The following is a 12,064-nucleotide window of genomic DNA, read 5'->3' on the forward strand; positions in this document are numbered from 1 at the left end:
TACACAACGAGGCTAAAGTGATTTAAGATTGTAGAATTTAGATTCTAGATTGCAGATTGCAATACTAAATCTAAAAATCAACATTTGATTCACTTCAAAATCTAAAATCAATAATCATTTTAGATTTCAATTTTTAAAATCTGAAATCTAAAATCTAAAATCTAAAATTATTATGTCAATATTAATATATGCAGAATCTGCAGAAGGAAAATTTAAAAAGGTAGCTTTTGAATTGGCTTCATACGCTAAGAAAATTGCTGAATCATTAGGAACAACTGTTACCGCATTAACAATAAACACAAGCGACGTAAGCGAATTATCAAAATACGGAGTTGATAAAGTTCTTAAAGTAACTAACGATAAATTAGCAGGTTTTACTGCTAAAGCTTATGCTGATGTTATTAAACAAGCAGCTCAGAAAGAAGGAACAAAAGTAGTTTTACTTTCTTCTAGCACAGACAGTATTTATCTTTCATCATTAGTTGCAGTTGGTCTAGAGGCTGGATTTGCATCAAATGTTGTAGGATTACCTGTAAGCACTTCACCTTTTCAGGTAAAAAGAAATGCTTTTTCTAACAAAGCTTTTAATATTACAGAAATCAGTACTGATGTAAAAGTACTAGCTCTTGCTAAAAACTCTTATGGTATTTACGAAAGTGCAGGTGCTGCAACTGCAGAAGACTTTAACCCAACAATTGGAGACAATGACTTTGGAGTAAAACTAGAATCTGTAGAAAAAGTTACTGGAAAAGTATCTATCGCTGATGCTGATGTTGTAGTTTCTGGAGGTCGTGGATTAAAAGGACCAGAAAACTGGGGATTGGTAGAAGATTTAGCTGCTGTACTTGGTGCTGCAACTGCATGTTCTAAACCCGTTTCAGATTTAGGATGGAGACCTCATAGCGAACACGTAGGACAAACAGGAAAACCAGTTGCAACAAACTTATATATTGCAATAGGAATTTCTGGTGCAATCCAACACATTGCAGGTATCAACTCATCAAAAGTAAAATTAGTAATCAATAATGACCCTGAAGCTCCTTTCTTTAAAGTTGCTGATTACGGTGTTGTTGGTGATGCTTTTGAAATCGTACCTAAATTAATTGAAAAATTAAAAGCATTTAAAGCACAACATTCATAGATTTTAAAAAATTCTATACTAAAATATAGCTACCTAAAAATAAGATAATCGTATCTTTGCTTTAGGTAGCTTTTTTGTTCCATATTTTTTGATTAAAATTGCACTTTTATTTTTTACACAAAATTCTAATTAAAATGAGGTAGTAATACCTTTTACGTCTGCAACTTATGAGCTTAGTTAAATTATCGATAAAAGGAATTTCATACAGTCAAACTCAAAATGGCGCCTATGCTTTGATTTTGAATGAGGTTGATGGCGAACGAAAATTACCAATTGTAATTGGTGCATTCGAAGCACAATCTATTGCTATTGCTTTAGAAAAAGAGATAAAACCACCTCGCCCATTAACACATGATTTATTCAAGAACTTTGCAGAACGATTTGATATTGTTGTTAAGCAAGTTATTATCCACAAATTAGTTGATGGAGTATTCTATTCCAGCTTAATTTGCGAAAGAGATAAAATTGAAGAAATAATCGACGCAAGAACTTCTGATGCTATTGCATTGGCATTGCGTTTTAATGCTCCGATATTTACATATAAAAACATATTGGATAAGGCTGGTATCTATTTAAAATCAAACTCAATGGAAAGTGATAAGGATTCTCAAGAAATTGACGATGTTCTTTCTAATCCAGAAACATTTGGTCGCGAAGAAGAAACTAATCAATCTGGCGAAACTTATTCTAAACACACCACTCAGGAACTTAACGAATTGTTAGAACAAGCTGTTCTTCAGGAAGATTATGAAAAAGCAGCTAAGATTCGTGATGAAATTTCAAAGAGAGAATCATAATTGTTTAATTTGTGAATTTGTTTATTCCATTAATCGATTAAACAGTTTACCGAACAAACGAATAAACCAAAAATGAAACAATACTTAGACTTAGTACAACATGTTCTTGAGAATGGTTGTCAAAAAGGAGATAGAACAGGAACTGGTACAAAGAGTGTTTTTGGATATCAAATGCGTTTTGATTTAAGTGAAGGTTTCCCAATGGTTACTACTAAAAAATTACACTTAAAGTCTATCATTTACGAATTGCTTTGGTTTTTAAAAGGCGATACTAACATTAAGTATCTTCAAGAAAACGGAGTTAAAATTTGGGACGCATGGGCAGATAGCAATGGCGACTTAGGTCCCGTTTATGGACACCAATGGCGTAATTGGAATAGTGAAGAAATTGACCAAATTTCGGAACTGATTACCGAGCTTAAAACAAATCCAAACAGCCGCCGAATGTTGGTTTCTGCTTGGAATCCTTCGGTATTACCAGACACAAAAAAATCTTTTGAAGAAAATGTAGCCAATAACAAAGCTGCATTACCTCCTTGTCATGCTTTTTTTCAGTTTTACGTAGCAAGCCCTGACCTTGAAAAAGGCGAAACTAAAGGAAAATTATCTTGCCAATTATATCAGCGAAGTGCAGATATATTTTTAGGTGTTCCTTTTAATATTGCATCTTATGCTTTATTAACTATGATGATTGCACAAGTTTGTGATCTTGAAGCTGGGGAATTCATCCACACTTTTGGAGATGCACACATTTACAATAATCATTTTGAACAACTGGAATTACAATTAAAACGTGAGCCAAAACCATTACCTAAAATGATTTTGAATCCTGATATAAAAAACATTTTCGATTTCGATTATGATGATTTTACTCTTGTGGGTTACGAACCACATGCAGGAATCAAAGGAAGTGTTGCTGTATAAAAGACATCAAAATAATAACAATCCGCTTTAACGAGCGGATTTTTTTTGCTCAAAACTATCACAAACCATATCTTTAAAAGAACAAAGTCGGCTTCTGGATAAATATTCGAGCATCAAAACAGTCCTGTTTCAAAATAAATTTTATCTTTATAATCTAATATTTTACTCATGGAAAAGGAATTACACGAGCAATATGAATACGCTAGAAGAAGAATCAAACAAAAGAAAACCCTTTATTTCCATTTTGTCTTATTTCTATTAGGAAGTTTATTTCTATTTATTGCCAATCGGTTTTTTAATGTCTCAAACGGACAAACTTGGTACCTATGGATAATTACTGCATGGTGTTTTATTTTTATTTTACATTTTATAAAAGTATACATCACCGATCGTTTTATGAATAAAAATTGGGAAAGAGAACAAATAGACCGACTTGTTGCACTACAACAAAAAAGAATAGCTCAGCTAGACTCAAGCTTAAATGACAATACTGAAAATAAACTTTAGTTAGAAACAAAATGATTATAATGATTGCGGCTGTTGCCGAAAACAATGCGCTTGGAAAAAACAACGAAATGATTTGGCATTTATCAAATGATTTCAAAAGATTTAAAGCTCTTACTACAGGACATCACATTATAATGGGACGAAAAACTTTTGAAAGTTTCCCTAAACCATTACCCAACAGAACTCATATTGTAATAACACGTCAAGAAGATTATCAACCAGAAGGATGCATTGTTGTAAAAAGTATAGAAGAGGCAATTGCAAAATGTCCCGAAGATGATGATTCATTTATTATTGGCGGAGGAGAAATTTACAACTTAGGAATGCCTTTTGCAGATATTCTAGAAATTACTAGAGTACATCATAGTTTTGAAGCCGATGCTTTTTTCCCAGAAATCAACAAAAAGGAATGGCAACTAGTGGAAGCTGAACCCAACACAAGAGATGAGAAACATCTTTATGATTACACTTACGAAACTTACGTTAGACAATAGCACAAAAAAAGACCCTCATTAAATGAGGGTCTTTTTTTTGGCAAACAATGATTAGAGAAATGACCTACTCTAGAAAGAGTATTTGATAACATAAAATAAAAATTACAAATATTAAAAATACACCAGAAAAGAATATTATAATATTTGAGATTTTTTGAGAGTACATCTCAAAAAAGCCTTTAATACCAAATACCACGAAGGTACTAAAGACAAAGAAAATTAAAATTTCCAAAAACAAATTTAATCCAAAGAACGTATTTTGCGCTTTAAAAAGAATACTGCTCTCAAAAACAGTACTTTCAAAACAACTTACTAGAACAAACGAGATGATAAGCGCAAGTAGCACCCATTTGATTTGGGTCATTAATTCTCTATTAATCATTGAAAAAATATATACATTTTTACAAAGTAAATTTCCACATTAAATAAGTATCCTACAATACCCACTTTTAGTGATTTTTTGCAAATCATTAAAAGTGGGTATATGAACATAAAACCAAAAATAATTTCATCTCGTAATTAAAGAAACTGAATAACAGTTAATACAGATTGTATTATATTTGTACAAATAAAAAAAATGGCAGAGAAAATAACACCTTATAAAGATTCAGCCTTAGGCAAAAAAGAACAAGTAGAACAAATGTTTGATACAATATCTGGAAATTACGATAACTTAAATCGTGTAATTTCATTTGGTATTGACATAAAATGGCGTAAGAAAGTTTTAAAAATAGTTTCGGACAAAAAACCAAAGATAATTCTAGATATTGCAACAGGAACAGGCGACTTAGCAATTTTAATGGCTCAGACAAATGCCGAAAAAATTATTGGCTTAGACATATCTTCAGGAATGCTTGAAGTAGGAAAAAAGAAAATTGCAGCAAAAAATCTTACTCAAACTATTGATATGGTTGTAGGAGATTCTGAAAATCTTCCGTTTGAAGACAATCATTTTGATGCAATTACCGTTGCTTTTGGTGTTAGAAATTTCGAAAATCTAGAAAAAGGTTTAGCTGAAATCTTAAGAGTTTTAAAACCAGATGGTGTTTTTGTAATTCTTGAAACTTCTGTACCAGAAAAAACTCCATATCGTCAAGGTTATTCTTTTTACACTAAAAACATACTTCCGTTAATAGGAAAAATGTTTTCTAAAGACAATTCTGCCTATGGATATTTATCTGAATCTGCAGCTGCATTTCCACATGGAGAAGTCTTAAACAATATTTTAAGAAAAATTGGGTTTATAAGTGTCGTGGCCATGCCACAAACATTTGGTGTAGCAACAATATATTCAGCTTCTAAAAAATAGTATGAAAAAAACTGTAATCTTAATTTTACTTGCCTTGACTACAAAAGGATATAGTCAATTTACTAAAAGTATGTTTAGTAAAGACCCTATTATCAATTTGGAAACATGGCAAAAACAACGCATTTATTTTGGGTATTACCTGGGGTTTAATAGCTATGATTTCAAAATAGACTATAAATCGTATGAAAAAATAAACCAAGATATTCAGGTAAAAAAAACAACTGGATTTAATGTGGGAGTTGTAGCAGACTTAAGATTAATGGAATACCTTAACCTACGTTTTGAACCTGGGTTATATTACACAAAGAGAGATTTATACTATCCTGATCCGGCATTAGCCTCTAAGACGGATTATTTAAGAGAAGTAAGTAGTACTTACATCAATTTTCCTTTGTTATTAAAATTCTCCTCTCTAAGAACAGGAAACATACGTCCTTATTTACTTGGAGGGGTTTCTACAACATTAAACCTATCTAGTAACGCAAAATCTCTAGACGATAACTTAGAGCAACGCTTTAGAGTTAAAGCCTGGACGATGAATTATGAACTAGGTTTTGGTATAGACTTTTTCTCAGAGTACTTTATATTCTCTCCTTCTATTAGAGGTTCGTTCGGTATTAATGATGAGTTAATACGCGACAAAGACCCAAATAGTCCTTGGACAGGAAATATTGAGTCTATGAAATCAAGAGCAATTTTAATTAACTTTACTTTTCATTAAAATAATTATAACTAACTATTTCGTTTAAACTCACTAAGTATAATTGCGGTTGCAGTAGCCACATTTAAGCTTTCAGTTTTTTGAAGATCCCCAAATCTAGGAATAGTCAGTCTGTTTTTGATGGTTTTTTCGATTTCGTCGGAAATCCCATTGGCTTCATTGCCCATTATTATTATCCCTTCTTGAGGTAAAGCTGTTTGGTAAATATTGGATCCATCCATAAAAGTCCCAAAAACAGGAAGTGATGTTTGAGCAAGAAAAGCTTTTAAGTCAATATAATTTACATTAACTCTCGCAATTGAACCCATTGTAGCCTGAACCACTTTAGGATTATAAATATCTACCGATTCTTTAGAACAAAGCAATTGCTTAATTCCAAACCAATCGCAAAGACGTAAAATAGTCCCTAAATTTCCAGGATCACGAATATCATCAAGAGCTAGAATTAAACCAGATTCTATTACTTTTTTATCTGCAGGTATTTTAAAAACTGCCAAACAAGAATTAGGAGTTGATAAGGCACTTATTTTTTTTAATTCTTGTTCGCTAATTAATGTTTTCTTAGAGACTAAAACTGACTCAAAATCGTTTTGAGTAGTATATAGGTGTTCTAGTTCAAAATTGGATTGCAACAATTCTTGAATTACTTTTACCCCCTCGGCAAAAAACAATTGATTCGCAAAACGCTGTTTTTTTTGAAGTAAACCCGATATAAGCTTGATTTGGTTTTTACTAACCATAAAATAATGTACTTTTGAATTAAATATTTTAGAACACTTGAGAAAGAATTCCACAAAAATAGCAGCATTTATTCTAATAGCAATATTTATTTCAGCTTGTAATTCTGTAAAAAGGGTTCCTAACGGAAAAAAACTTCTTACAAAGAATGAAATTATAGTAAATGACAAGTCTATTAATGACGAAAGTGTATCCAACCAATTGTACCAAAAACCTAACAGTACGCTAATTGGTGGGTATAAATTGCGTTTGAATTTATACAACTTAGCCAATCCAAATCCAGATTCAACTTTTCAGGCAAAATATAAAAGTAATCCAAAGAGATATGAAAGATTATCTAAATTATTATCTGCAAAACAAGTAGATCGACTAGGACAATCTTTTTTATACAAAGGAATAAATGAGTTTTTTAAAACAACTGGTGAACCGCCAGTAATTGTTGACACTAGTAAAGTAAAAAAATCTGCTACTCGTTTAAAATACCATTATTTTCATAATGGGTATTTTAATGTAAAAACAGCATATTCGATTGATAGTGTAAGTGCAAAAAAAGCAAAGGTTCGTTACAACATTACAACAGGTCAACCATTTCTTTTAGACACTATTACTACTAGTATATCTTCTCCAGATGTTGACTCTTTATACAATAAAAGTATAGAAAACACAATATTAAAATCTGGAAATCAATACAAAACAAGCGATTTAGAAGATGAAAAAAACCGTATAACAACTTACTTTAGAAATCACGGTGTATATTATTTTCAATCTAACAATGTTACCTATAACATTGATACGATAAACAAAAAGAATAAAGCTAATATCGATTTAATCATAAAAGATTACAGTTATCAGGATAAGGATTCTAGTAGAACTATGCCTTTTAAAGTTTATAAAATTAGCGACGTTAATATCTACACCGATTATTCTGCTGCAAATGCCAAATTAGAAATTAAAGACAGTACTACTTATAAAAACTTTAATTTATACAGTTACAAAAAATTAAAATATAAGCCTTACGCTATAACTGATGCTATTTTTATTACTAAAGGAAGTTTATTTGCTGATTACAAAACAACTCTTACAACTCGATATTTAAACAATTTAAAGATATTTAACTATCCATCTATTCATTATGAAGTCGACAAAAGAGATTCGACTGCACAATCTTTAATTGCTAAGATATATCTAACACCTAGAAAAAAATATAGTTTCCAAACAACGCTGGATGTCACGCACTCGAATATTCAGGATTTCGGAATTGGATTTAGTCTTTCTGAAACAATCCGAAATGTTTTTAATGGTGCTGAAACATTAGAAATTGCTGGTCGTGTTAATGTTGGTTCTTCTCAAGATTTAGCAAATCCAAACGGAACTTTCTTTAATGCTTCCGAATATGGGGTTGACATCAAACTGAATGTCCCTAGGATTTTAATGCCTTTTGGAACTGAAAAAATCATTCCAAAAAGTATGATTCCATCTACTGTAATGACAGCCGGTTTTGCAAAACAACGAAACATTGGTCTTGATAAAGAAAACTTTACAGGTGCATTTACCTATAATTGGACTCCTAAAAGAAACAACACTGCCCGCATTGACCTTTTGAACATTCAATATGTGCGAAATTTAAATCCGCAAAATTATTATAGAGTATATCGTTCATCTTACAATGCTTTAAATGACATTTCACAAGAATATGATTATCCTCAAAAACCTGATTTTGTAGATTCTAATAATGATTTAGTAATTGATGAGGGTACATCAGGATTTACAAAAGATGTCCTAGATAGAACAATACCTGTTTCCAGCGATGATTATCAATCGGTAGAAAGTATCGAAGAAAGAAGAATGAGACTTACAGAAAATGATTTTATTCTGGCATCTAATTATACTTTTACCAAAACGACCAAAAAAGATTTATTAGACAATACTTTTTATCTTTTTAAAGCAAAAATAGAAACCGCAGGATCATTATTATCTTTAATTTCTAATGCTGCTAATTTGCAAAAAAATGCAAATGGGAACTATCAAATCTTTAATTTGGAGTATTCTGAATACCTAAAAACCGAATTTGATTATATTAAACACTGGGATTTATCTAAAGAAAAAGTGATTGCTGTGCGAACGTTTTTCGGAATCGCTGTTCCTTTTGGCAATTCTGATTATGTACCTTTTTCAAGAAGTTACTATTCGGGAGGTTCCAACGACAATAGAGCTTGGCAACCTTACTCATTAGGACCTGGAAGTACTGGAGCTGTAAATGATTTTAACGAAGCCAACATGAAAATCGCCATAAGCGGTGAATTTAGATATAAGATTTTAGGAAAATTAAAAGGAGCTATTTTTGCAGATGCAGGAAATATCTGGAATGTACTAGATAATGTTACCGACGAGAAAGCAACATTTAAGAATTTAAGCGACCTTAAAGACATCGCACTAGGAACAGGAATAGGGTTTCGCTATGATTTGAGTTTTTTCGTAATACGTTTTGACTTAGGATTTAAAACCTACAATCCTGCTTACGAAATGAACAAACGCTGGTTCAGAGATTACAATTTCGGACACTCAGTTTTAAATTTTGGAATAAATTATCCTTTCTAATGCTAATTAATTCTTATTTTTGCAACCTAAAAACTAAAAAACAACTAAAAAGAATTACAATGGCACACAATATTAAACCAGGAGTAGCGACAGGAGATCAAGTTCAAGAGATTTTTAATTATGCGAAAGAAAAAGGATTTGCACTTCCTGCAGTAAACGTTACTGGATCAAGTACAATCAATGGAGTTCTTGAAACTGCAGCAAAACTGAATGCGCCAGTTATTATTCAATTTTCTAACGGTGGAGCACAATTTAACGCTGGAAAAGGATTATCTAATGCTAACGAAAAATCAGCAATCGCTGGAGCAATCGCTGGAGCAAAACACATTCATACTTTAGCAGAAGCTTACGGTGCAACAGTAATTTTACATACTGACCACTGTGCAAAAAAATTATTACCTTGGATTGATGGTTTACTAGATGCTTCTGAAAAACATTTTGCAGAAACAGGAAAACCATTATACAGTTCTCATATGATCGATTTGTCTGAGGAGCCAATCGAAGAAAACATCGAAATTTGCAAAGGCTATTTAGCTAGAATGAGCAAAATGGGAATGACTCTAGAAATCGAACTTGGAATTACAGGTGGCGAAGAAGATGGTGTTGACAACTCTGATGTTGATAGCTCAAAATTATACACTCAACCAGAAGAAGTAGCTTACGCTTACGAAGAATTATCTAAAGTAAGTCCTAAGTTTACAATTGCAGCAGCTTTTGGAAACGTTCACGGTGTTTACAAACCAGGAAACGTAAAATTAACTCCAAAAATCTTAAAAAATTCTCAAGATTTCGTACAAGACAAATTCAAAACTGGTCATAACCCAGTAGATTTCGTTTTCCACGGAGGTTCAGGTTCTACACTTGAAGAAATTAGAGAAGCTATTGGATATGGTGTTATCAAAATGAACATTGATACAGATTTACAATTTGCATATACAGAAGGAATTCGTGATTATATGGTTAAAAACATTGACTATTTAAAAACTCAAATTGGTAACCCAGAAGGTACTGATGTTCCTAACAAAAAATATTATGACCCAAGAAGATGGGTACGTGAAAGCGAAGTAACATTCAATACAAGACTTGAGCAAGCTTTTGCTGACTTGAATAACGTAAATACACTTTAAATTTTAGATTTCGTAATTTAGATTTCGGACTTCTAAAAAGCCTGAAATCTAAATTTTGAATCAGATTGAAAAATCTAAACTTTAAAATCTACATTCTAAATTAAAAAAAATGGCTTGGTTTAAAAGACACGAAAAAGGGATTACAACTGCTACCGAAGACAAAATGGATGTCCCAAAAGGACTTTGGTACAAATCTCCAACTGGAAAAATTATTGATGCTGATGAGTTGGCTCGTAACTTATTTGTGAGCCCAGAAGATGATTTCCATGTTAGAATTGGAAGCGCAATCTATTTTGAGATTTTATTTGATAACAACGAGTTTGTTGAATTAGATAAAAACATGACATCTAAAGATCCTTTGCATTTTGTGGATACAAAAAAATATGCAGAAAGATTAAAAGATGTAATGGAGAAAACTCACTTAAAAGACGCTGTACGTACAGGAGTGGGAAAATCTAAAGGAAAAGAACTTGTTATTTGCTGTATGGACTTTGCCTTTATTGGTGGATCTATGGGAGCTGTAGTAGGTGAAAAAATCGCTAGAGGAATTAATCACGCTATCAAAAACAAATTACCATTTGTTATGATATCTAAATCTGGTGGAGCACGTATGATGGAAGCAGCTTACTCATTAATGCAGTTAGCAAAAACATCTGTTAAACTTGCTCAACTTGCCGAAGCTGGTTTACCATACATTTCGTTATGTACAGATCCTACAACAGGAGGAACAACTGCATCTTATGCTATGTTAGGAGATATTAACATTTCTGAGCCTGGTGCTTTAATTGGATTTGCAGGACCAAGAGTTGTAAGAGATACTACAGGAAAAGATTTACCTGAAGGTTTCCAAACTGCTGAATTCCTTTTAGAACATGGCTTTTTAGACTTTATAACGCCTAGAAAAGAATTAAAAGACAAGATTAACTTGTATATCGATTTGATTCAAAACAATACAATTAGATAGTTTTTAAACTTCTAAAAAAACGAAAAATCCCATTCGCTTCGGCAAATGGGATTTTTTTATATCTTTATTTCAAATCTTCAGTTTATGAAAAGAGTTTTCGCTGGTTTTGTTATTTGTTTGTTTCTTTTGAATTGCACTAAAAAAGAAGAAAAAATTGTTCCTGAAAATATTCCTTATATAATTTCAAAAGAAGATATTAAACCTAAGCCGACAAAACAATCGAATAACAATCAAATCCCACCTACACCTCCTCCACCTCCAAACTCACCGATACCTGGATGGTTAGTTTACGGAACAAATACTTTTATTATTGATACTGATTCAAAAATATATTATTTTCAAAGGAACAGCATAGGAATGATCTGCGGTACCGAAACGGCTGACACAATTCCGCATTTTATAAATTTACAACCTAAAGATTTAATAGAAATACCTAATAAAAACATCTATGACTTTATAAAATTAAATTACAAAGATGACTTTCGAAATGTGACTTTTATTGCTTCAAAAACTGACACATTAAACTCTAAGGCTTTTTTCGATTTACGAAAGACCCTAGAATCTTCCATTAAAGGTCGAGATTTTTACCTTATCAGGAGAACAACACAAGAAGAAGATACTGTACTAAAATACAAGAAAAATAACGAATATTACTATTCCGACAAAATTAGATGGGACAAAACAAAAATCAAATTCCCTAAATACAAGATCGAAGACTAAAGCTATAACTTGCTCTGCAAAGTC

Annotated in this window: 12 protein-coding genes; 11 read left to right on the top strand and 1 reads right to left on the bottom strand. The window is 31.9% G+C overall.

Annotation, left to right across the window (positions count from 1 at the left end):
• Positions 1 to 172: 172 nt before the first annotated feature.
• The 7 genes from IW20_RS10405 to porT all read left to right on the top strand — a co-directional run bounded on the left by IW20_RS10405 (position 173) and on the right by porT (position 5,893).
• A complete protein-coding gene (locus IW20_RS10405) occupies positions 173 to 1,141 on the top strand; it encodes an electron transfer flavoprotein subunit alpha/FixB family protein (protein ID WP_035621684.1) in 969 nt (322 codons plus the stop codon).
• A gap of 167 nt (positions 1,142 to 1,308) precedes the next feature.
• The gene (locus tag IW20_RS10410) at positions 1,309 to 1,938 is read left to right on the top strand and encodes a bifunctional nuclease family protein (RefSeq protein WP_035621688.1); all 630 of its coding nucleotides are present in this window, start codon (positions 1,309 to 1,311) and stop codon (positions 1,936 to 1,938) included.
• A 72-nt stretch (positions 1,939 to 2,010) separates the two neighbouring features.
• The gene (locus IW20_RS10415) at positions 2,011 to 2,862 is read left to right on the top strand and encodes a thymidylate synthase (protein WP_035621691.1); all 852 of its coding nucleotides are present in this window, start codon (positions 2,011 to 2,013) and stop codon (positions 2,860 to 2,862) included.
• Positions 2,863 to 3,030: 168 nt separating this feature from the next.
• Entirely contained in the window at positions 3,031 to 3,369 is a 339-nt protein-coding gene (locus IW20_RS10420; RefSeq protein WP_035621694.1) for a 2TM domain-containing protein, read from the top strand.
• Between the two features lie 11 nt (positions 3,370 to 3,380).
• On the top strand, positions 3,381 to 3,863 hold the full coding sequence (locus IW20_RS10425; RefSeq protein ID WP_035621697.1) for a dihydrofolate reductase: 483 nt from the start codon (positions 3,381 to 3,383) through the stop codon (positions 3,861 to 3,863).
• Positions 3,864 to 4,440: 577 nt separating this feature from the next.
• Complete coding sequence (gene ubiE / locus IW20_RS10435) at positions 4,441 to 5,172, top strand: bifunctional demethylmenaquinone methyltransferase/2-methoxy-6-polyprenyl-1,4-benzoquinol methylase UbiE (RefSeq protein WP_035621700.1); 732 nt, start codon at positions 4,441 to 4,443, stop codon at positions 5,170 to 5,172.
• 1 nt (position 5,173) lies between these two features.
• Positions 5,174 to 5,893: a type IX secretion/gliding motility protein PorT/SprT gene (gene porT / locus IW20_RS10440; RefSeq protein WP_035621703.1), complete on the top strand. Its 720-nt coding sequence runs from the start codon at positions 5,174 to 5,176 to the stop codon at positions 5,891 to 5,893.
• Positions 5,894 to 5,904: 11 nt separating this feature from the next.
• Here the strand turns inward: porT and IW20_RS10445 are convergent, their stop codons facing one another.
• A complete protein-coding gene (locus tag IW20_RS10445) occupies positions 5,905 to 6,633 on the bottom strand; it encodes an RNA methyltransferase (RefSeq protein WP_035621706.1) in 729 nt (242 codons plus the stop codon).
• A gap of 37 nt (positions 6,634 to 6,670) precedes the next feature.
• Here IW20_RS10445 and tamL point away from each other — a divergent pair, with 37 nt between their 5' ends.
• From tamL to IW20_RS10465, 4 genes are all read left to right on the top strand, one after another.
• Positions 6,671 to 9,229, top strand: coding sequence for a translocation and assembly module lipoprotein TamL (gene tamL / locus IW20_RS10450; protein WP_081912469.1), 2,559 nt, complete (start codon positions 6,671 to 6,673; stop codon positions 9,227 to 9,229).
• A 59-nt stretch (positions 9,230 to 9,288) separates the two neighbouring features.
• Positions 9,289 to 10,356, top strand: a complete 1,068-nt coding sequence (gene fbaA / locus IW20_RS10455; RefSeq protein ID WP_035622197.1) for a class II fructose-bisphosphate aldolase — start codon at positions 9,289 to 9,291, stop codon at positions 10,354 to 10,356.
• Positions 10,357 to 10,465: 109 nt separating this feature from the next.
• Positions 10,466 to 11,320, top strand: coding sequence for an acetyl-CoA carboxylase, carboxyltransferase subunit beta (accD, locus tag IW20_RS10460; protein ID WP_035621709.1), 855 nt, complete (start codon positions 10,466 to 10,468; stop codon positions 11,318 to 11,320).
• A gap of 84 nt (positions 11,321 to 11,404) precedes the next feature.
• Positions 11,405 to 12,040, top strand: coding sequence for a hypothetical protein (locus IW20_RS10465; RefSeq protein ID WP_035621711.1), 636 nt, complete (start codon positions 11,405 to 11,407; stop codon positions 12,038 to 12,040).
• Positions 12,041 to 12,064: the final 24 nt, after the last annotated feature.

The organism is Flavobacterium hydatis (genome assembly GCF_000737695.1).
In the GTDB taxonomy this organism is placed as follows: domain Bacteria; phylum Bacteroidota; class Bacteroidia; order Flavobacteriales; family Flavobacteriaceae; genus Flavobacterium; species Flavobacterium hydatis.